Genomic DNA, 18,970 nt, shown 5'->3' on the forward strand with positions numbered 1-18,970 from the left:
ATCATTGAGCGCTCTGCCGCCCGGCACGGCTTCGCGCCGTGTGCCGGGCGGACGCTGACAAAACGCCATCGACCCACATCGATGGCGTTTTTTTTCGTGCACCCGCCGCGCAGCGCTGCAAGAAAAGCGGGAAAACCAGACCCCGCGCGGGTATCCCCCTTGCGACTCCAATGAGAAGCTTCCGTTAAAATGGCAGCGTCATAGAACGATTCGCAACCCTCGAACAAGACCGCAACGGTCGAGCCGAAACCCAATCACCATGTCCCGACGCATCATCCCCGTGACCGACATCAGCGCGATTCCGGCCTTCGCCGGCGTCGCTGCTGCGCCATCGGGGCTGCTCACGGACACGCTCGCGCGTCCTTTGCGCGACCTGCGCATCTCGGTGACCGACCGCTGCAACTTCCGCTGCGTGTACTGCATGCCGCGCGAGGTGTTCGACAAGCACTACTCGTTTCTGCCGCACGCCGCCCTGCTCTCCTTCGAGGAAATCGAGCGGCTGGCGCGCGTGTTCGTCGCGCACGGCGTCGAAAAGATTCGCCTGACGGGCGGCGAACCGCTTTTGCGCAAGAACATCGAATTTCTGATCGAGCGGCTGGCGCTGCTGCGCACGCCCGAAGGCCGCCCGCTCGACCTCACCCTGACCACCAACGGTTCGCTGCTCGCGCGCAAGGCCCGCTCGCTGAAAGACGCGGGGCTGTCGCGCGTCACGGTCAGCCTCGACGCCCTCGACGACGCGCTGTTCCGCCGCATGAACGACGCCGACTTCGCGGTCGGCGACGTGCTCGAAGGCATCGCCACGGCGCAGGCGGTCGGGCTCGCGCCGCTCAAGGTGAACATGGTCGTCAAGCGCGGCACCAACGACCAGGAAATCGTGCCGATGGCGCGTCATTTCAAAGGCAGCGGCGCGATCCTGCGGTTCATCGAATACATGGACGTCGGCGCCTCGAATGGCTGGAACATGAGCGAAGTGCTGCCGTCGGCGCAGGTGGTGGAGCGCATCGACGCGCATTTCCCGCTCGCACCGCTCGAAGCCCATACCGACGCCGAAACCGCGCAACGCTGGGGCTATCGCGACGGCAGCGGCGAAATCGGCGTGATCTCCAGCGTCACGCGCGCGTTCTGCGGCACCTGCACGCGCGCGCGGCTCTCGACAGAAGGCAAGCTGTACCTCTGTCTTTTCGCCGTCGCCGGACACGATCTGCGCGGGCTGATCCGCGGCGGCGCCAGCGACGAGGAAGTCGCCACGTCCATCGCGCGCATCTGGGAAGCGCGCGGCGACCGCTATTCGCAATTGCGCGGCAGCGCGGCGGCTGAGTCGCGAAGCGACGGACCGCGCGTCGAAATGTCGTACATCGGCGGCTGACGCAGGCCAACCGACCGTGCAGGCCACGCCCCATCCTCATGCTTTCTCCGACGACATCACGGCGCTCGTGCTGGCGGGCGGACGCGGCTCGCGCATGGGCGGCATCGACAAGGGCATGCAGCCGTTTCGCGGCGAAGCGCTCGCGCTGCACGTGATGCGGCGTCTCGCACCGCAGGCCGGCGCGATGCTGGTCAGCGCCAACCGCTCGCTCGATGACTACGCGCGTCTCGGCGCGCCGTTCAACGCGCGCGTCATCGCCGATACCCGCGGCGAACATCCCGGACCGCTTGCCGGCATCGCGGCCGCGCTGCGCGAGGCGCGCACCGGCTTCGTGCTGACCGCGCCCTGCGACGCGCCGTTCGTCGACGAACACCTGTGCGCCGCGCTGCGGCAGGCGCTCGAAACGAAGGGTGTCGACATTGCGTATGCGGCGACGGTCGAGGCCTCCGGCGACGTGCAGGCGCATCCGGTGTTCGCGCTGCTGCGCACCTCGCTCGCCGACGATCTCGACGCCTGGCTGGACGCCGGCGAGCGCAAGGTGCGCGCGTGGTACGCGCGCCACACGGCGGCCGAAGTCCAATTTCACGATGTACGTGCGTTTTACAATGTCAACGATTTGCAGCAGCTGGCCGAGCTGGAGCGCGACTGACCGCTCAACCCGCTGTTCGCTCGCGTCCGCCCATGCGGCCTGATCCTTCCGGGCTGCTCGTTCTCTCCGCTGCCGTGGCATGGTCTCACCGCCCGACGCAGGCCGCGATCCACTCCGATTCATGACCACGCCCAAGGAACTCTTCGCCTCCGTTGCTCAGTACGATCCGAATGCGCTGCCCGTCGAGGCCGCGCAGGACATCGTGCGTCAATGGGCGATGCCGCGCGGAGCAAACACGCCATCCGAACGCGTGAGCCTGCACGACGCGCTTGGCCGCGTGCTGGCGGAGGACGTGATTTCTCCCATCGACGTCCCCGCCTTCGACAATTCCGCCATGGACGGCTACGCGTTCGCGGCTACGGCAGTAACGGCGGTGACGGGCGGCGGCGCAACGGTCGAACTTCCGGTCGCGGGCACGGCGTTCGCCGGCCGTCCCTTCGTGGCCACGTCCGGCGGGCGCGAATGCGTGCGCATCATGACCGGCGCGCTCATGCCGCCGGGCTACGACACGGTGGTGCCGCAAGAGCAGGTCACCCGCGAAGGCGACACCATTCGCTTCGCCGTGACGGGCATCCGCGCGGGACAGAATCGCCGGCTGGCGGGCGAGGATCTCGCCAAGGGCAAGCCCGCGCTGACCGCCGGACGCATCGTGCGGGCGTCGGACCTCGGGTTGCTCGCGTCGCTCGGGATCGGCGAAGTCGCGGTGCGCAAGCGGCTCGTCGTGGCCTTCTTCTCGACCGGCGACGAATTGCGCTCCATCGGCGAAACACTGAGCGCGGGCAGCGTCTACGACAGCAATCGCTACACGCTTTTCGCGATGCTCCGGCGCCTGGGCGTCGACACCCTCGATCTCGGCATCGTGCGCGACGACCGCGCCTCGCTCGAAACCGCGCTGCGTCACGCCACCCACAGTGCGGATGTCGTCATCAGTTCAGGCGGCGTCTCAGTGGGCGATGCGGACTTCACGCGCGACCTGCTGAATTCGCTCGGCGAAGTCGCCTTCTGGAAGATCGCAATGCGCCCCGGCCGGCCGCTGGCGTTTGGCCGCCTGTGGTCGGGCGAGCGCGCGGGCGCGGGCAGCTCGGCGCTGTTCTTCGGCTTGCCGGGCAATCCGGTCGCCGTGATGGCGACCTTCTACTTCATCGTGCGCGAGGCCTTGCTGGCCATGTCGGGTGCGCAGCGGCAGGCGCTCACGGCCCTGCGCGCCCGCGCCGCGGAACCGATGAAAAAACGCGCGGGCCGCACCGAATTCCAGCGCGGCATCGCGACACGCGAGGCCGACGGCGGCTGGCGCGTCGTCACGACCGGTCCGCAAGGCTCGGGCGTGCTCAGCTCGATGAGCGAAGCGAATTGCTTCATCGTGCTCGAGCATGCTCGCGGTGACATAGACGCCGGCGACGATGTCGAGATCGTGCCGTTCGACGGCCTGATCTGATAGCTGCGCCACGCGCGCGTATCGCCGTAACCCTCATTCCTATATCGACAGACGGGGCACCCTTCCATGAAAAAACAGATTTCGTTCATCGCACCGGGACAGACCGCCAAGGCGCTGATCCTCGTTTATCTGACCTTCAGCGTGCCGATCGTGCTGCTGGGCGTCGTGGTCGCGTTCGTGCGCTATGGCTCGGTGGAAGTCAGCACGGTCACGAGCGCGCTGCTGCTCAACGCGATACTCGGCTTCATCCTGCTGTGGATTGCCTGTCACGCGTACAACTGGGTGGCGTCGCGTTTCGGCGGCATTGAGATCACGCTGTCCGACGCGCCGGAGGAAGCATGAGCGCCGCCCTGATCCGCGCGGCGACGCCCGCCGATGTCGGCGCCGTGTTCGCGCTGATGCTCGAACTGGCCGAGTTCGAGAAGCTGACGCATCTGTTTATCGCCACCGAGCAGGACGTGCACGATGCGTTGTTCGGCGCGCGCCCGGCCGCCGAAGCGCTGGTTGCCGAACAGAACGGCGAGATCGTCTCGTATGCGTTGTTCTTCCAGAATTTCTCGACCTTCCTGGGCAAGCGCGGGCTGTACCTCGAAGACCTCTACGTACGTCCCTCGATGCGCGGCAGTGGCCTCGGCACGCAGATGTTGAAGAAGCTGGCCGCGCTCGCAGTGGAGCGTCAATGCGGCCGCTTCGAATGGTCGGTGCTCGACTGGAACCAGAACGCCATCGACTTCTACGAAAAGATGGGCGCGACCGTGCTGCCCGACTGGCGCATCGTGCGCGTCACGGGCGAGCCGCTCGAACGGCTGGCTGTGTCTTCGTAGGTCACTCGTCTTCTTCACCTTCGGGCGGGGGTGCGTCACCCGACGCCTCGCCCAGCAGCCCCGCCGCCCGCTCTCCCGGCAACGCTTCCACGTCGCGAAGCCGCTTGTTCATCTGCCGCGTGCGCGTCTGCGCCGCCTCGATCGAGCGCGTGACCGTTTCCAGCTGCGACTTGGTCCGCGCCAGCACGTCGCCGAACTTGCCGAACTCGGTCTTCACCGCGCCCAGCACCTGCCAGACCTCGCTGGAACGCTTCTCGATGGCCAGCGTGCGGAAGCCCATCTGCAAGCTGTTGAGCAGCGCGGTCAGCGTCGTCGGCCCGGCAATGCTCACGCGATAGTCGCGCTGCAACGCATCGCTCAGACCAGGGCGACGCAGCGCTTCGGCATACAGACCTTCGGTCGGCAGGAACAGCAGCGCGAAGTCGGTGGTATGCGGGGGCGCGACGTATTTCTGCGCGATCGCCTTTGCCTCCGCGCGCAACCGGCCTTCGAGCGCGCGTGCGGCGTCCTCGACCGCGGCCGGATCGGCACGTTCCTGCGCGTCGATCAGACGCTCGTAGTCCTCGCGCGGAAACTTCGCGTCGATGGGCAGCCACACAGGCGTGGCGGCTTCATCGGATGTCGAGGACGCTCCCGGCGCGTCATGACGGCCTGGGAGCTTGATCGCGAATTCCACGCGTTCGTTGCTCTTCGGCACCGTAGCGACGTTCTTGGCGTACTGCTCCGGCGTGAGCAGCTGCTCCAGCAGTGCTTCGAGTTGCACTTCGCCCCAGGTGCCGCGCGTCTTGACGTTGGTCAGCACCTTCTTCAGGTCGCCGACGCCCGCCGCGAGTGTCTGCATTTCGCCCAGTCCGCGATGCACCTGCTCCAGCCTGTCCGACACCAGCTTGAACGACTCGCCCAGCCGTTGCTCCAGCGTGGCGTGCAGCTTTTCATCGACGGTGCGGCGCATTTCGTCGAGCTTCGTCGCGTTGTTCGCCTCGATGTCCTTGAGACGCGCCTCGAGCGTCGCGCGCACCTCGCCGAGCCGCCGTTCGTTCGCCTCCGACAGCTGCGCGAGATGCAGCGAGATCGAATCGGCGAAGCGCTTCAACGCGTTGCCCTGATCCTCGCGCGCCTGCTGGCTCTGTTGCGCCAGTTGTTGCGCAAGCGCGTCGAACTGGGCGTTCTGCACGTTCGCTGTACTCGCCAGTTGCGTCGACAGCGTCTGATGGAACTGCGCGAAGCCGCTCTGCGCTTCCATGCGCGACACCCGCCCGCTTTCGGCGATATCGCCGCGCAGGCCGCGTTCGAGCCGTTCCTGCGCGCGCGCATGCGCCTCGCCCATATCGTTGACGCGATCGGTGAGCGCCTCGAACTCGTCATGCATGCCGCCGTGCGACGGACGCCGCAGCGTCACGACCAGCGCGATGAGCGCAATCACCAGCGCGAGCGCCAGCACGGCGACCGCGCCCACCAGCAGTTCCATCATTTCTTCAGTACGCCCGGGTTGATCGGGTTCGGCGGATTGCCCGCGCGCGGGCCTTCGCCGAGCGCGGCGATCAGGTTGTCGGCGGCGAGATTGGCCATGGCGCGGCGCGTGGCCTCGGTTGCGCTGGCGATGTGCGGCGTCAGCACGACGTTGTCGAGCACCAGGAAGTCAGGATTGAAGTTCGGCTCGCCTTCGAAGACATCGAGGCCCGCCGCGGCGATGCGCTTGTCACGCAAAGCGGCGATCAGCGCGGCATCGTCGACGATGCCGCCGCGCGCGATGTTCGTGAGCGTCGCGGTCGGCTTCATCAGCGCGAGCTCGGCCGCGCCGATGGTGTGATGGCTCTCCTTCGAATACGGCACGACGAGCACCACGTGATCCGCGCGCTTCAGCAGATCTTCCTTCGACGCGTACTCCGCATTCAGCGCGGCCTCGATCTCGGGCGCGACGCGCGAACGGTTGTGATACAGCACGCGCATGTTGAAGCCGCTGGCCCGCCGCGCGAGCGCCTGCCCGATGCGTCCCATGCCGATCACGCCGAGCGTCGAGCCGTAGACGTCCGCGCCGAGGAAGGAATCGAAGGACCATTTCTGCCACTGGCCCGCGCGCAGGAAATGCTCCGACTCGGTCACGCGGCGCGCGGCCGCCATCATCAGCGCCCAGCCGAAGTCGGCGGTGCTTTCGTTGAGCACGTCCGGCGTGTTGGTGCCGAGCACGCCGTGTGCGTCGAACGCCTGCATGTCGAAGTTGTTGTAGCCGACCGCCATGTTCGCAACCACTTTCAGCTTCGGCGCGGCCGCGAGTTCGGCGTCGCCGACGCGCTCTCCGGCCGTGAACGCGCCGTCGCAGTTGGCGAGACGCCGGACGAATTCATCCTGCGGAAGGACATCGCCCAGGTTGGCGTCCACATCGAAGTATTGTTTCAGCCGCTCGATCACATCAGGGAACGTGGATCGTGCGACAAGCACTTTCTTCTTCATTGCCTACTCCCGGAAAAATAGCCAGCCCAGCATGGCGAAAAGCGGCAGCAAGACGACGCCCGACCACGCGATATAGCCGAAGAAACTCGGCATGCGCACGCCGCGCGACTCGGCGATCGCCTTGACCATGAAATTCGGCGCATTGCCGATATACGTGTTCGCGCCCATGAAGACCGCGCCCGCAGAAATGGCGGCGAGCGTGGTGGCGTCGGTGGTCATGAGCGTGCGGGCGTCGCCACCCGCGAGATTGAAGAACACGAGATAGGTGGGCGCGTTGTCGAGGAATGACGACAACAGGCCCGTGGCCCAGAAGTACGCCAGGTCCACCGGCTTGCCGTTCGCGTCCGACACCGCGTGCACGATGCCCGCGAACGCGCCGTCCGCGCCCGCGCGCAGGATGGTGATGACCGGCGCGATGGTGACGAAGATCGCGGCGAACAGCCTGGCCACTTCCGCGATGGGCGCCCAGTCGAACGCATTGCCCTCGCGCGCACTGTTCGGCGTCCATGCGAGCGATGCCAGCAGCACGCCGGCAAGCAGCACATCGCGCACGAGATTCTGCAACTGCACCTGCGTGCCGAACACATTGAACGCGATGCCGGGCTTCCACACGCCGCTCATCAGCACCAGCGCGACGATGGCCGCGAGCAACGCGAAGTTGATCTTGCCGTCGACGCCGAGCGACGGCGTATCGGGCGTCGGGTCGAGTGCCGGCCGGCGAGCATCGTGCTTGCGCCAGTAGTGGCTGTCGAGCAGATAAAACAGCGCGAGCAACGCGACGCAAAGCACCAGCATGGGCAGTGGGAGATGCAGCGTGGTCCAGAAAAATCCGACGCCGTTCAGGAAGCCCAGGAACAGCGGCGGATCGCCCAGCGGCGTGAGCGAGCCGCCCGCATTGGCGACCAGAAAGATGAAGAACACGACCACATGCACGACGTGCTTGCGGTTGTCGTTGGCGCGCAACAACGGCCGGATCAGGAGCATGGCCGCGCCGGTCGTGCCCATGAGGCTCGCGAGCACGGTGCCGAGCGCGAGCAATCCGGTGTTGAGCCGCGCCGAACCATGCAGGTTGCCGCGCACGCAGATGCCGCCCGCCACCGTATAGAGCGCGGCCAGCAGGATGATGAAGGGAATATATTCTTCGAGCAGTGCGTGCAGCAGCACGCCGCCGGCAGTGCCGGCCCCGAACGCGACGGCGAACGGCACGAGAAACGCGAGCGTCCACGCGGCCGCGATCTTGCCATAGTGGTGATGCCAAACCTTCGCGGCCACGAGCGGAAAGACCGCGATGGACAGCAAGACGCCGATGAACGGCAGTCCCCACGCGGCCGAGAGCGTTGCGCCGTCGAGCGTGGCCGCCGCCGCGGGATTCGTGACCGATGTCAATACAGCGAGCAGGATACCGCCAGCGAGAAGCCGCATAAGACTCAGGCTCCGCGCACGACGATGACATGCACGCGATACGGCCCGTGCGCGCCGAGCACGATGGTCTGTTCGATATCGCCGGTGCGCGACGGTCCCGAGACGAAATTGACCGCGCGCGGCAGTTCGCCCCGCTCGGCGCGGATGAGCGCGAAGGCGTCTTCGTGCGCCGCGACGATGCGCGACGCCGGCACGATGGCAATGTGGGTGGCAGGCAGCAGCGCGCCGGATGCGGGCGTTTCGGCGCTGGACAGCAGCACGAGCGAGCCGGTTTCGGCGGTGGCGCAGAAACAGCCGGTGATGCCGACGAGATCGGCATCGGCAGGCTTGCGCAATGACACGTGCAGGCCGGCTTCGGCAAACGGCAGGTCAGCGAGCGCGGGCCACGCGACGACCTCGGTCGGGAGATTCAGCGCATGAAGATAGCGCGCGGCTTCGGCAGGGGTTTCGGCCAGCGACTCGACTTCGGCGACGGTGGTGGCAAGACGCTCGGCCTCCAGCCTGAACCGCGCGACGAGTTCTTCGCGCGTCTGCGGCAAAGGCGGACGCGGGCCTGCCGGATGCCGCTCGACATACTCCTGCGCCGCCGCGCGCTCGGCGTCCGTCGGCTCGCCGTGACGACCCTGCGCACTGCGGATGCGCGCGAGAATGGTGCGGCGCGCGGCCGATGTATCCATGGTGCCGTCCTCTTTCCTCTGCGATGCTGGGTGAATGCGTGAATGCGTAGATGTGTGAGCCGAATCGATCAGCGACGCGTCGGATTATAGCGAGCGGGGTTTGCGCGCGAACCTCGGCCGGACGGCCTGGGCCGGCGCCGCGAACAAGGCACTCAACAAGGTACGCGTCAGAGTTCGCCCACCGGCTGCTCGATGCCGAACACCTGGCGCAGGTAGGCAAGATAGGCGCGGTCGTCGCACATGTTCTTGCCCGGCGAGTCCGAGAGCTTCGCCACCGGCTGCCCGTTGCAGCGAACCATCTTGATGACGATCTGCAGCGGCTGATAGCCGAGGTCGTTGGTGAGATTCGTGCCGACGCCGAACGCGAGCTGGCAGCGGCCACGGAAACGTTCGTAAAGCTGCAGCACCTTGGGGATATCGAGCGCGTCCGAGAACACGAGGATCTTGGTGCGCGGGTCGCAGCGGTTCTCTTCGTAATGGCGCAGCAGGCGCTCGCCCCAGTCGAAGGGATCGCCCGAGTCGTGCCGCGCGCCGTCGAAGAGCTTGCAGAAGTACATGTCGAAGTCGTTCAGGAACGCCTTCATGCCGTACACGTCCGACAGCGCGATGCCCAGGTCGCCGCGATATTCCTTGGCCCACATCTCGAAGCCGTAGATCTGCGAATCGCGCAGGCGCGGACCCAGCGCCTGGCACGCCTGCAAGTACTCATGCGCCATGGTGCCGAGCGGGCGCTGGCCGTGCTTCATCGCGTAGTAGACGTTGCTCGTGCCGGCGAACTGCGCGCCCAGGCGTTCCTTGAGCGTCAGCACGACTTCCTCGTGCCACTGCTTGGAGAAGCGGCGGCGCGTGCCGTAGTCGGCGATCTTGCAGTCGGAATATTCGGGCGGCGTGGCGAGCAGCTTGATCTTCTCGCGCAGGCGTTCGCGGCCGGTTTCGTATTCGGGCTTGCGCTGGGTGTTGCGGAAGTAGACCTCGTTGACGATCGCGAGCACCGGAATCTCGAAGAGGATGGTATGCAGCCAGGGTCCTTCGATGTCGATATCGATCTCGCCGTTATTCTTCGCCGAGGGCGCGATGCGAATGGACTTCTCGTTCAGATGGAACAGCGCGAGGAAGTCGATGAAGTCGCTCTTGATGAAGCGCATGCGCCGCAGATAGTCGAGTTCTTCTTCCTTGAAGCGCAGATTGCAGAGCTGACGGACTTCGTCGCGAATTTCGTCGATGTACGGCGTGAGATCGACATTCGGCGTGCGGCAGCGAAAGCGATACTCGGCGTGCGCGGCCGGAAAATGATGCAGCACGACCTGCATCATCGTGAATTTATAGAGGTCGGTGTCGAGCAGCGAAGTGATGATCATGGTTCTGGCTGAAACATCCACGCGAAAAGACGACGCACCGGTTCGAGCCGCCTGCCCCGCTGGCCCGATGCTGTCTCGATGTGCATTGATGGCGGCCGGGCTTGCGTCAAACAGACTCTGACCCGATTACGCCCCGCAGGTCATGTTACCCGAATGTGCGCGCCGGCATGGGGCATGGACGCCCTTTCAAGCCCGCTGCAAAGGCTTCCCGTACCGCATATACCCACATCACGAATCGATATAAGGCAGGCGTTGCGGGCGCTCGCGTCCGTTTTTCCTATTACGCTACAATACGCGTTTCCGCAAGCGCACCTCCCGGCCCATGCAGCCGCCCAGGGCGCAGCCCCCACGAATTCCGCATGCAGGAGCCTGAATGACTCACGTTGTGACCGAAAGCTGCATCAAGTGCAAGTTCACCGATTGCGTGGACGTGTGCCCGGTGGATTGCTTCCGCGAAGGTCCCAACTTTCTCGCGATCGATCCGGACGAGTGCATCGACTGCGCCGTGTGCGTCGCCGAATGCCCGGTCAACGCGATCTACGCCGAAGAAGATGTACCCGGGGATCAGCAGCACTTCACTGAACTGAACGCCGATCTCGCCCGCAACTGGCCGAGCATCACCAAGACCAAGGCGCCGTTGCCGGAGTCGGACGAGTTCAAGGACGTCAAGGACAAGCTGAATCTGCTCGAGCGCTGATACGTTCAGCGACGTCCGGCATCGCCCGGCGTTTCGTGTGAGATTCGCGCCCCTTCTTCAGGTAATCGAATGAAGATTGGGCGTTGACAGCAAAGCACCACCCCCCTATAATTTCGCTTCTCTGCTGTAGATGTTCCCCGATAGCTCAGTCGGTAGAGCGCCGGACTGTTAATCCGTAGGTCCCTGGTTCGAGCCCAGGTCGGGGAGCCAAGAGCTTCAACACGAAGTTTCTTCAAAAGCTCCAGCAAGCGTTGTTCAAAACCCAGTCTCTTGGCTGGGTTTTTCATCTCAGCTTCAGATGTTGTCAGTTGTTCCCCGATAGCTCAGTCGGTAGAGCGCCGGACTGTTAATCCGTAGGTCCCTGGTTCGAGCCCAGGTCGGGGAGCCAAAAAGGCTTCATCGCAGGATCCAGCAAAAGCCCAGTCTTTCGACCGGGCTTTTTGTTTTTGCGCGCCGGTTCTCTCCCCGCTACGCGTCGTCACCGTCCAAGCGGAGTTCGTTTAACCGTTTGTATAATCTACCGGGTCGATCGATGAATTCGATAGTCGACAAGGAGAGAAACGATGCGCTGGGTCATCCTGTTGATCTTCATCGTCTGCGCGGCCTACACGCACTGGCGCGGCAAGGTTCGCCACGGTTTCTTCCGGCAGCTCTCCGATCATTCGACCTTCATGTCGCCGGTGAACGGCTTCGTCTATCTGTTCTCGCGCGTACCGTCCACGCCGTATCTCCACACTTCCCTCTTTCCCGAACTCGCGCCGCTCAAGACGCACTGGCAAACCATCCGCGCCGAAGCCATGGCGCTGCACGAAGCCAGCAAGATTCAGGCGGCGGCCCATTACAACGACATCGGTTTCAATTCATTCTTCCGACGCGGCTGGCGGCGCTTCTATCTCAAATGGTATGACCGCCCTCATCCGTCGGCCGTGGTGCCGTGCCCGCAGACGCTCGCGATCCTGCAAGGCATTCCCACCGTCAAGGCGGCGATGTTTGCGATGCTGCCGCCCGGCGGCACGCTGACGCTGCATCGCGATCCCTACGCGGGTTCGCTGCGCTATCACCTGGGCCTCGTCACGCCGAACAGCGACGGCTGCGCGATCGTCGTCGATGGCGAGCGCTATGCGTGGCGTGACGGCGAGGAAGTCGTGTTCGACGAAACCTTTCTGCACTGGGCGGAGAACAAGACCGACGTGGAGCGCATCATCCTGTTCTGCGACATCGAACGGCCGATGAAATACCGCTGGGCGCAGGCGGTCAATCACGTGGTCGGCGGCTTCCTGATGCGCGCGGCGGCGTCGCCGAACGAAGTCGGCGACCGCACCGGCGGCTTGAATCACGCGTTCAAGTATCTCTATTCGATCCGGCTCGTCGGCAAGCGCCTGAAGGCGTGGAACCGGACCGTGTACTACATCGTCAAGTGGCTGCTGTTCGGCGGCATCGCAGTGGCGATCTTCTGGCGTTACTGACGCTCCACACAAGCCGCTTCACGCGAGCCACACCAGCGTGAGCGAGCGCACGCCCTGCGCGCCGCGAATCAGCACGCCCTCGATATCCGCCGTCGCCGACGGCCCGGTCACCAGCACCGCATAGCGCGCCGTCCTGAAGTCATCGCGCCGGTAGACCTGCTGCAAGCCTTCGACGAGCTGCGCCGGATCGAGCAGCACGACGAGATGCTGGGCCAGATAGCCGATCGAGTTCACGACATACTCCTGCTCGCTGAACCACACCGAGCCGGTTTCCGCGACACCGAAGCGCCCCCTGACGACCGCGACATCGACGTCCTGGAGCGACGCCGGCACCGTGTCCGCTGCGAGCGGCCGGTTGCCCGCGACACCCGGCACGGCCGAGGCGATCACCTTCGCTTCCGCAAAGCGCGCGGCGATCAGCGCATTCACGTCCTGCACACTCGATGCCTCGACACAAGTGCCGCCCATCGCGGCAAGCGCCGTGCTGAAGCGCTCCTTCAGGTCGCCCGGCGGCGCCGCAAACAGCGGCACCTCCGGCCGCGGACGCGCGGCGGGCTGCGCCGCGCGGATCTTCGAGAGAAAGGCTTCACGACTCGTCATTTGGCCGGCTTCCGGTTTTTCCTGTACCACTCGTGAAAGGTCTCGGCGGGCGCCTCGGGCAGTTCGCGCTGGCGTCCCCAGATGTTGAGCGGGTTGTAGAGCACGAAGTTGGGCAGACGCTTGAGCGCGCCGCCCAGCGATGCCACGCTCGCGCGATACAGCGTCGGGCTCGCCAGCAGCCGCCCCGCCATCTTGAGCACTTCCTGCTTGACGAAGGGCACCTCGTGCTTTTCAGCGATCACCTCGCGCCACTTGTAGATCTGCTCGTGGATGTTCACCTTCACCGGACACACGTTGGTGCAGCTGCCGTTCATCGTCGAGGCGAACGGCAGCGCGCTGTAGCGCTTCAGGTCGTGGGTCGGATTGATGATCGCGCCGATCGGTCCGGAATACGTGCCGCCGTACGACAGCCCGCCGCTCCTTCGATACACCGGGCACGTGTTCATGCACGCGCCGCAGCGGATGCACTTGAGCGAAAACCAGAAGTCGTCCATCGCCAGGCGCTCGGAGCGGCCGTTGTCGACGAGGATGAAGTGCATCTCCGTGCCCGGCCGCGGCTGGCGGAAATGCGAGGTGTATTGCGTGATCGGCGAGCCGAGCGCGCTGCGCGACAACATGCGCACGAACACGCCGAGATCCACGATGGTCGGAATGATCTTCTCGATGCCGATCGATGCGATATGCAGCGGCGGCACGTTCGCCGACAGGTCCGCGTTGCCCTCGTTCGTACACACGACGACCGTGCCCGTCTCCGCGACCGCGAAGTTGCAGCCGGTCATGCCGGCGGTCTTCTCGCGCACGAAGTACGGCCGCGTGTTCATGCGCTGGCTTTCCGCGAGATAGTGGATGTCGCTGTTCGCGGGATCGGTGCCGATGGTGCGCCCGAACAGTTCCGCCACGTCCGCGCGCAACTTGTGGACGGCCGGCACCACCATGTGGCTCGGATCCTGGTGATCGAGCTGCTGGATGCGCTCGCCGAGGTCCGTCTCCATCACCGTGATGCCGCGCGGCTCGAGATAGTCGCGCATGTAGCATTCGTCGGTGAGCATCGACTTGCTCTTCACGAGGGCGGTCATGCCGCGCTCGCTCATCAGCTGGTAGACGAGCTCGTTGTGTTCCTGCGCGTTCGCCGCGAAATGCACGGTCACGCCGTTCTTCTCGGCCTGATCGGCGAACTGCGCGAGGTAGTCCGCGAGATGCGACAGCGTGTGTTCCTTGATGCCCGACGCCAGATCGCGCATCGTTTCCCATTCGGCGATGCCGTGCGCCTGCGCATCGCGCTTGGTGCGCAAGTCCCACAGGCGCTTGTCATGGAACGCGACGTGATCCGGTTTCTGCAGGAACGCGCTGGCTGCCTTCGCGTGATCGATACGGATGGTCTTGCTCATGCGCGCGCTCCGTTCAGCACCTGCGCGATATGGATGAACTTCGCCTCTACTTTCATGCGTTCCGCGCAGCCCTGCTGGTGCATCAGGCACGACATGTCGCCCGACACGATGTACTCCGCGCCCGCGCCGACGTGATCGCTCACCTTGTCCTGCCCCATGCGCACGGAGACGGCCGCCTCGGTCACGGAGAAGGTGCCGCCGAAGCCGCAGCATTCGTCGGGACGCGCGGGCGTGACGAACTCGATGCCCTTCACGCCTTCCAGCAACGCGCGCGGCTTCGAGTACGGCGTGCCCGCGACTTCGGAATTCGACGTCTCTCGCAGATGCCGCACCGCGCTGCAACTGTTGTGCAGCCCGACGCGGTGTGGAAACTCGGCCCACGGAAACTCGCGCACGCCGAGCACGTCGTGAAGGAACTCGACCAGTTCGAACGTGCTGCGCCGCACCTTCTGCACCGCGCTGGTCTGCTCGATCGCGGTGAAGTGCTCGCGCACGTGATGCGTGCAGCTCGCCGACGGCCCCACCACGTAGTCACAGTCGGCGAAATTGCGCGCGAACACGCGTTCCGCGCCGGCGGCGTCCTTGTGTGCGCCGCTGTTGGCCATCGGCTGGCCGCAACAGGTCTGGTCCTGCGGATAGTCGACATCGAGCCCGAGCCGTTCGAGCAGTTCCAGCGTGGCGATACCGACTTGCGGATAGAAGGCGTCGATGAAACAAGGCACGAAGAGGGCGACTTTCATGAGGACCGATGGCGGATATCGATTGCGGGAACGGGGACGAGTCTTTTTGGTAAGCTTGGTCTGACCAAGACTTTAAAGAGATGCGTGTTTCGTGTCAAACTCGGGCACCTCCGAGTTTTCCACGTCCCGTCTGCATCAATCGATGACCTTCCAGCCCGTCCAATCGCATTCCTACGCCCGCGTGCGCATCTCGGACGTCGTGTCCGGACAGATTCGCGAGTTGATCTCGAACGGCACGTTGCTGCCCGGCCAGCGCCTGCCCGCCGAACGCGACCTCGCCGAACAGCTGAACGTGTCGCGTCCGTCGCTGCGCGAGGCGCTGATCCGGCTGGAATCCGATGGCTTCATCCGCGCGGCGGGGCGCGGAGGTTTCGTCGTATCGGATGTGACGGCGCCGCTGGTGTCGCGCCCGCTTGCCGCGTTGCTCGATCAGCAGCCGGACGCGAGCGCCGACGTGCTGGAACTGCGTCACGGGCTGGAGACCCTGTCCACGGCCTACGCCGCCGAGCGCGCCACCGAGGCCGATCTGGCGCGTATCGCCGCCGCGTTCGGTGCGCTCGAGGCCGCGGTGGCCAGCAAGAGCACGCGCATCGCGGAGAAGGACGCGGCCTTCCATCTGGCCATCGCCGATGCCACGCACAACGTCGCGCTGACGCACGTCATGCATGGGTTGAACGAGCTGGTGCGCGAATCGATGCTGACGTCGCATCGGCTGGTCGACTACGACGACGAAGTCGAGGCCAACCTGATGGCGCAGCATCGCGCGATGTTCGATGCGATCGTCTCGCGCAACCCTTCACGGGCGCGGGAATGCGCAGGCGAGCATCTGGACTATGTGCGGACGCTTTATCGCGATCGTCCGGCGCGCAAGCGGGCTTAAGCGTAATGATTACGTAAGCTCGAGATAGGACATGACCTACAAAGCTTTCGGACTTGCACGGCTAACGTGCATGCGCCGCCTTCGCGATACTGGAACCGTCAAAAACAAACACGCGAAGGAGGACAACATGCCTTACTTGCTCGGATGGCTGCTCGGCGTGCCGGTGGTGGTTCTGGTGATTCTCTACCTGATCTTCCATTGAACGGACCCGATGTGCGACACATCGAAAGAACCCAGGGGCGTCGATACAATACGACGCCCCTCTTCTTTTCCGGATGATGTCGATGAAGCGTCCCGTCCTCGCTTTCGCACTGCTGGCCTCCTTCTACGGCGCGGGACTCGCGCATGCCGAGGAAATCGCCAGCGTCAATACCAACTTCCGTTTCACAGGCTCTGACCGCGTCACCGTCGATGCCTACGACGACCCGCTCGTGCAAGGCGTGACCTGCTACGTTTCGCGGGCGCGCACGGGAGGCGTGAAGGGCACGCTGGGCATCGCGGAAGATCCGACCGAAGCGTCGATCGCATGTCGCCAAGTCGGCCCGATCAGATTCTCCCAGCCGCTCAAGCAGAAGACCGACGTCTTCTCGGCGGGCATGTCGTTCATCTTCAAAACCCTGCACGTGGTGCGCGTGGTCGATACGAAGCGCAACACGCTCGTCTATCTCACTTACAGCGACCGCATCGCGACCGGCAGTCCGAAGAACAGCGTAACCGCCGTGCCGGTGCCGGAAGGCACGACCATACCGGTGAAGTGACAACGTTATAGACTGACGGTTTCCCTCCTTTACCCGCCCTTACGCCATGAACGCCGCCCATTTCCGCGATGCCGCACGCTACTGGCGCTCGCCGCTCGTGCCGGACGCGGACATGGTGACCGCGGAATACTACGACCACGAATTCACGCCGCACTGGCACGACGCCTACACGGTGCCGGTGATCGAGGCCGGCGCGGAATGCTTCGACTATCGCGGCGCGCACCACGTGGCGGAAACCGGTTCGGTGCCTGTGATCAATCCGGGCGAAGTGCATACGGGCGCGCGGGCAGTCGATGTCGGCTGGCGTTATCGCGTGTTCTATTTGCCGGTGCCGTTCGTCGAGGACCTGGCGCACGATCTGTGCGGACAGCGCGCCGTCGCGCCCCGGTTTCCGGATCACATCATCCGCGACGCCGATCTCGCGCGCCGCCTCGTGCATGCGCATCGCCTGCTGGAGCGCGGCGCGGATCCGCTCGAGGCCGAACTGGCTCTCGTCGATGCCGTCACCACGCTGGTCGGCCGGCACGCGCTGGAACATGTGGGGGCGCCGTCGCTCGCCGCCGACGCGCAGCGCGTCGAAACCATGAAGTCGCGTCTCGCCGACGACCTGCTCGAACCCGTCACGCTCGCCGAACTGGCGCGCACGGTGGGCCTGTCGACCTTTCACGCCGCCCGTCTGTTCGCGCGCACGACCGGTCTCGCGCCGCACGCCTGGCGCAACCAGATGCGTATCGTGCGGGCGCTGCCCGCGCTGCGGTCGGGCGCGTCGGTCACCGACGTCGCAGCCGCCAGCGGCTTCACCGACCAGAGTCACTTCACGCGCCACTTCAAGCGCGCGTTCGGTGTGCCGCCGGGCCGCTGGCGCTGAGCGTCCGGCAACCAGCCACAGCGGAAGCGCCGGCAAGCGCAAGAACGTACAAGCCATCCGGACACCGCGTTGCGTATCCTCGCTGCCACAGGAGGAAATCTTGAAGGCAACATCCGCACAATCGTCCGCCATGCAGTCCGCACGGCACGCTACTCGACCATCCACGCCGCCATCCGGCCAGGCACTGCGCGAATTCGCCGCCGGCGCCCGCGACACCCTTCCAATGATGATCGGCGCCGCGCCCTTCGGCGTGATCTTCGGCACGCTCGTCACGGCCAGCCCGCTCTCGCTGTGGCACGGGCAGCTGATGTCGCTCGCCGTGTTCGCCGGATCGGCGCAATTCATCGCGGTCGGGTTGATCGCGTCGCATGCGAGCTTCGCCGTCATCTGGGCGACGACGCTCGTCGTCAATCTCCGTCATGTGCTCTATTCCGCGACGCTTGCGCCGTATGTCGCGCATCTGCCGCAACGCTGGCGCTGGGCGCTCGCCGCCGTGCTCACCGACGAAGTCTTCGCCGTCGCCTACGCGCACTATCAGAAGCGCAATCCCGGTGAGATCGGACCGCACTATTTCTTCGGCTCCGGCGTCGCGATGTATCTGAACTGGCAGGCGTGGACGCTCATCGGCCTGCTGTTCGGCGCGGCGTTTCCCGGCCTCAAGTCGCTCGGACTCGACTTCGCGATGGTCGCCACCTTTATCGCGATCATCGTGCCGCAGCTCGTCGCGGTGCGTTTCGTCGCGGCGGCGCTGGCCTCGGGCGTGCTGTCGTTCGCGTGGCAGGACTGGCCGTACAAGCTGGGCCTGCTCGCGGCGGTGCTCGTGGGCGTGGCGGTCGGCATGATGCTCACGCTGCGGGACCAGCGCGTGCAACGCAAGCAAGCTTCGAGGGAGCACGCGCAATGAATGCGGCCTCGAACTACGTGCTGCTCATTCTCGGCATGGCCGTGGTCACCTTCACGATCCGCGCCGCGGTGTTCGTGCTCGGCGAGCGCCTGCCCTTCCCGCCCATTGTGCGCACCGCGCTTTCGTTCGTGCCCGTGACGGTGCTGACCGCCATCATCGTGCCAATGACGGTTTCGCCGCACGGCGCCGGCGCCGAGATCACCTGGCGCAATCCGCAGCTGGTGGCGGCGCTCGTGGCGGTCATCGTATGCGTGCTGAGCAAACGGCCGCTGTTGACGATTGCGGTGTCTCTGATCGTGTTCTTCGTCTGGCAACTGCTGGTGTTGCGCTAACATTTTCCCTCCATCGGCCGGCAAATCGCTTTCAAAAAGCGTGAAAAAAGCCTCAAGTTCCCGGAACCCGCGCCGATATCAGAAGCGAATGGCCTCCGCCCACAGAAGCGGGGCCACCAGCATCACCCGCTTCCGGCGCATCCGGAAGCGGAACC

The 18,970-nt window shown here is 65.1% G+C and carries 21 protein-coding genes and 2 tRNA genes; 15 read left to right on the forward strand and 8 right to left on the reverse strand.

Going from position 1 to position 18,970, the window contains the following annotated elements; all coding sequences use genetic code 11:
• The first annotated feature begins 259 nt into the window (after positions 1–259).
• The 5 genes from moaA (at position 260) to QCE64_RS09040 (ending at position 4,274) form a co-directional block, all read left to right on the forward strand.
• Positions 260–1,366 carry a GTP 3',8-cyclase MoaA gene (gene moaA / locus QCE64_RS09020; protein ID WP_309917438.1) on the forward strand — a complete coding sequence of 369 codons (1,107 nt, stop codon included), beginning with the start codon at positions 260–262 and terminating at the stop codon, positions 1,364–1,366.
• Positions 1,367–1,460: 94 nt separating this feature from the next.
• Positions 1,461–2,015 carry a molybdenum cofactor guanylyltransferase MobA gene (gene mobA, locus QCE64_RS09025; RefSeq protein ID WP_309919795.1) on the forward strand — a complete coding sequence of 185 codons (555 nt, stop codon included), beginning with the start codon at positions 1,461–1,463 and terminating at the stop codon, positions 2,013–2,015.
• 121 nt (positions 2,016–2,136) lie between these two features.
• Entirely contained in the window at positions 2,137–3,450 is a 1,314-nt protein-coding gene (glp, locus tag QCE64_RS09030) for a gephyrin-like molybdotransferase Glp (protein WP_309930491.1), read from the forward strand.
• Between the two features lie 66 nt (positions 3,451–3,516).
• Positions 3,517–3,792, forward strand: coding sequence for a hypothetical protein (locus QCE64_RS09035; RefSeq protein WP_309809175.1), 276 nt, complete (start codon positions 3,517–3,519; stop codon positions 3,790–3,792).
• Positions 3,789–4,274 (forward strand): GNAT family N-acetyltransferase, encoded by a 486-nt coding sequence (locus QCE64_RS09040; protein ID WP_309930492.1) that lies wholly within the window; start codon positions 3,789–3,791, stop codon positions 4,272–4,274. Before QCE64_RS09035 ends, QCE64_RS09040 begins: the two co-directional genes overlap by 4 nt.
• 1 nt (position 4,275) lies before the next feature.
• Here the strand turns inward: QCE64_RS09040 and QCE64_RS09045 are convergent, their stop codons facing one another.
• From QCE64_RS09045 to pncB, 5 genes are all read right to left on the reverse strand, one after another.
• Positions 4,276–5,745 carry a DNA recombination protein RmuC gene (locus QCE64_RS09045; protein ID WP_309930494.1) on the reverse strand — a complete coding sequence of 490 codons (1,470 nt, stop codon included), beginning with the start codon at positions 5,743–5,745 and terminating at the stop codon, positions 4,276–4,278.
• Positions 5,742–6,725: a D-glycerate dehydrogenase gene (locus QCE64_RS09050; RefSeq protein WP_309917448.1), complete on the reverse strand. Its 984-nt coding sequence runs from the start codon at positions 6,723–6,725 to the stop codon at positions 5,742–5,744. Before QCE64_RS09050 ends, QCE64_RS09045 begins: the two co-directional genes overlap by 4 nt.
• Positions 6,726–6,728: 3 nt before the next feature.
• Entirely contained in the window at positions 6,729–8,147 is a 1,419-nt protein-coding gene (locus QCE64_RS09055) for a sodium:proton antiporter (protein WP_310003500.1), read from the reverse strand.
• Between the two features lie 5 nt (positions 8,148–8,152).
• The gene (locus tag QCE64_RS09060; RefSeq protein ID WP_310003502.1) at positions 8,153–8,824 is read right to left on the reverse strand and encodes a lactate utilization protein C; all 672 of its coding nucleotides are present in this window, start codon (positions 8,822–8,824) and stop codon (positions 8,153–8,155) included.
• A 167-nt stretch (positions 8,825–8,991) separates the two neighbouring features.
• The gene (gene pncB, locus QCE64_RS09065; protein ID WP_309917454.1) at positions 8,992–10,182 is read right to left on the reverse strand and encodes a nicotinate phosphoribosyltransferase; all 1,191 of its coding nucleotides are present in this window, start codon (positions 10,180–10,182) and stop codon (positions 8,992–8,994) included.
• Positions 10,183–10,555: 373 nt separating this feature from the next.
• Here pncB and fdxA point away from each other — a divergent pair, with 373 nt between their 5' ends.
• The 4 genes from fdxA (at position 10,556) to lpxO (ending at position 12,345) form a co-directional block, all read left to right on the forward strand.
• Positions 10,556–10,879 (forward strand): ferredoxin FdxA, encoded by a 324-nt coding sequence (gene fdxA, locus QCE64_RS09070; RefSeq protein ID WP_044041465.1) that lies wholly within the window; start codon positions 10,556–10,558, stop codon positions 10,877–10,879.
• 134 nt (positions 10,880–11,013) lie between these two features.
• Positions 11,014–11,089 (forward strand) — tRNA-Asn (locus tag QCE64_RS09075).
• 102 nt (positions 11,090–11,191) lie between these two features.
• Positions 11,192–11,267, forward strand: a tRNA-Asn gene (locus tag QCE64_RS09080).
• A 175-nt stretch (positions 11,268–11,442) separates the two neighbouring features.
• Positions 11,443–12,345, forward strand: coding sequence for a lipid A hydroxylase LpxO (gene lpxO / locus QCE64_RS09085; protein ID WP_309917458.1), 903 nt, complete (start codon positions 11,443–11,445; stop codon positions 12,343–12,345).
• A gap of 18 nt (positions 12,346–12,363) precedes the next feature.
• On the opposite strand, the gene QCE64_RS09090 is transcribed toward lpxO, so the two are convergent.
• From QCE64_RS09090 to QCE64_RS09100, 3 genes are read right to left on the reverse strand one after another with little or no spacing between them, the layout of a single operon-like run.
• A complete protein-coding gene (locus tag QCE64_RS09090; protein ID WP_309917460.1) occupies positions 12,364–12,945 on the reverse strand; it encodes an LUD domain-containing protein in 582 nt (193 codons plus the stop codon).
• Positions 12,942–14,333 (reverse strand): LUD domain-containing protein, encoded by a 1,392-nt coding sequence (locus tag QCE64_RS09095; protein ID WP_310003504.1) that lies wholly within the window; start codon positions 14,331–14,333, stop codon positions 12,942–12,944. Before QCE64_RS09095 ends, QCE64_RS09090 begins: the two co-directional genes overlap by 4 nt.
• Positions 14,330–15,073, reverse strand: coding sequence for a (Fe-S)-binding protein (locus QCE64_RS09100; protein WP_310003506.1), 744 nt, complete (start codon positions 15,071–15,073; stop codon positions 14,330–14,332). The genes QCE64_RS09095 and QCE64_RS09100 overlap by 4 nt, the downstream gene beginning before the upstream one ends.
• A gap of 142 nt (positions 15,074–15,215) precedes the next feature.
• Here QCE64_RS09100 and QCE64_RS09105 point away from each other — a divergent pair, with 142 nt between their 5' ends.
• The 6 genes from QCE64_RS09105 (at position 15,216) to QCE64_RS09130 (ending at position 18,815) form a co-directional block, all read left to right on the forward strand.
• Complete coding sequence (locus QCE64_RS09105) at positions 15,216–15,953, forward strand: FCD domain-containing protein (RefSeq protein WP_310003508.1); 738 nt, start codon at positions 15,216–15,218, stop codon at positions 15,951–15,953.
• A gap of 31 nt (positions 15,954–15,984) precedes the next feature.
• The gene (locus QCE64_RS09110) at positions 15,985–16,155 is read left to right on the forward strand and encodes a hypothetical protein (protein WP_309917473.1); all 171 of its coding nucleotides are present in this window, start codon (positions 15,985–15,987) and stop codon (positions 16,153–16,155) included.
• A gap of 82 nt (positions 16,156–16,237) precedes the next feature.
• On the forward strand, positions 16,238–16,711 hold the full coding sequence (locus QCE64_RS09115; protein ID WP_309917477.1) for a CreA family protein: 474 nt from the start codon (positions 16,238–16,240) through the stop codon (positions 16,709–16,711).
• 46 nt (positions 16,712–16,757) lie between these two features.
• Entirely contained in the window at positions 16,758–17,579 is an 822-nt protein-coding gene (locus QCE64_RS09120) for an AraC family transcriptional regulator (RefSeq protein WP_309917481.1), read from the forward strand.
• A gap of 130 nt (positions 17,580–17,709) precedes the next feature.
• Complete coding sequence (locus QCE64_RS09125; RefSeq protein ID WP_309919798.1) at positions 17,710–18,483, forward strand: AzlC family ABC transporter permease; 774 nt, start codon at positions 17,710–17,712, stop codon at positions 18,481–18,483.
• On the forward strand, positions 18,480–18,815 hold the full coding sequence (locus QCE64_RS09130; protein WP_309930507.1) for an AzlD domain-containing protein: 336 nt from the start codon (positions 18,480–18,482) through the stop codon (positions 18,813–18,815). The genes QCE64_RS09125 and QCE64_RS09130 overlap by 4 nt, the downstream gene beginning before the upstream one ends.
• The last annotated feature ends 155 nt before the right edge of the window (positions 18,816–18,970 follow it).

The sequence above is a fragment of the Caballeronia sp. LZ043 genome, assembly GCF_031451075.1.
Classification (GTDB): domain Bacteria; phylum Pseudomonadota; class Gammaproteobacteria; order Burkholderiales; family Burkholderiaceae; genus Caballeronia.

Bases quoted from the DNA above. Each gene is read 5' to 3' on its own strand.
- moaA (WP_309917438.1), top strand. From the start codon at position 260: ATGTCCCGACGCATCATCCCCGTGACCGACATCAGCGCGATTCCGGCC.
- mobA (WP_309919795.1), top strand. From the start codon at position 1,461: ATGGGCGGCATCGACAAGGGCATGCAGCCGTTTCGCGGCGAAGCGCTC.
- glp (WP_309930491.1), top strand. From the start codon at position 2,137: ATGACCACGCCCAAGGAACTCTTCGCCTCCGTTGCTCAGTACGATCCG.
- QCE64_RS09035 (WP_309809175.1), top strand. From the start codon at position 3,517: ATGAAAAAACAGATTTCGTTCATCGCACCGGGACAGACCGCCAAGGCG.
- QCE64_RS09040 (WP_309930492.1), top strand. From the start codon at position 3,789: ATGAGCGCCGCCCTGATCCGCGCGGCGACGCCCGCCGATGTCGGCGCC.
- QCE64_RS09045 (WP_309930494.1), bottom strand. From the start codon at position 5,745: ATGATGGAACTGCTGGTGGGCGCGGTCGCCGTGCTGGCGCTCGCGCTG.
- QCE64_RS09050 (WP_309917448.1), bottom strand. From the start codon at position 6,725: ATGAAGAAGAAAGTGCTTGTCGCACGATCCACGTTCCCTGATGTGATC.
- QCE64_RS09055 (WP_310003500.1), bottom strand. From the start codon at position 8,147: ATGCGGCTTCTCGCTGGCGGTATCCTGCTCGCTGTATTGACATCGGTC.
- QCE64_RS09060 (WP_310003502.1), bottom strand. From the start codon at position 8,824: ATGGATACATCGGCCGCGCGCCGCACCATTCTCGCGCGCATCCGCAGT.
- pncB (WP_309917454.1), bottom strand. From the start codon at position 10,182: ATGATCATCACTTCGCTGCTCGACACCGACCTCTATAAATTCACGATG.
- fdxA (WP_044041465.1), top strand. From the start codon at position 10,556: ATGACTCACGTTGTGACCGAAAGCTGCATCAAGTGCAAGTTCACCGAT.
- lpxO (WP_309917458.1), top strand. From the start codon at position 11,443: ATGCGCTGGGTCATCCTGTTGATCTTCATCGTCTGCGCGGCCTACACG.
- QCE64_RS09090 (WP_309917460.1), bottom strand. From the start codon at position 12,945: ATGACGAGTCGTGAAGCCTTTCTCTCGAAGATCCGCGCGGCGCAGCCC.
- QCE64_RS09095 (WP_310003504.1), bottom strand. From the start codon at position 14,333: ATGAGCAAGACCATCCGTATCGATCACGCGAAGGCAGCCAGCGCGTTC.
- QCE64_RS09100 (WP_310003506.1), bottom strand. From the start codon at position 15,073: ATGAAAGTCGCCCTCTTCGTGCCTTGTTTCATCGACGCCTTCTATCCG.
- QCE64_RS09105 (WP_310003508.1), top strand. From the start codon at position 15,216: ATGACCTTCCAGCCCGTCCAATCGCATTCCTACGCCCGCGTGCGCATC.
- QCE64_RS09110 (WP_309917473.1), top strand. From the start codon at position 15,985: ATGACCTACAAAGCTTTCGGACTTGCACGGCTAACGTGCATGCGCCGC.
- QCE64_RS09115 (WP_309917477.1), top strand. From the start codon at position 16,238: ATGAAGCGTCCCGTCCTCGCTTTCGCACTGCTGGCCTCCTTCTACGGC.
- QCE64_RS09120 (WP_309917481.1), top strand. From the start codon at position 16,758: ATGAACGCCGCCCATTTCCGCGATGCCGCACGCTACTGGCGCTCGCCG.
- QCE64_RS09125 (WP_309919798.1), top strand. From the start codon at position 17,710: ATGCAGTCCGCACGGCACGCTACTCGACCATCCACGCCGCCATCCGGC.
- QCE64_RS09130 (WP_309930507.1), top strand. From the start codon at position 18,480: ATGAATGCGGCCTCGAACTACGTGCTGCTCATTCTCGGCATGGCCGTG.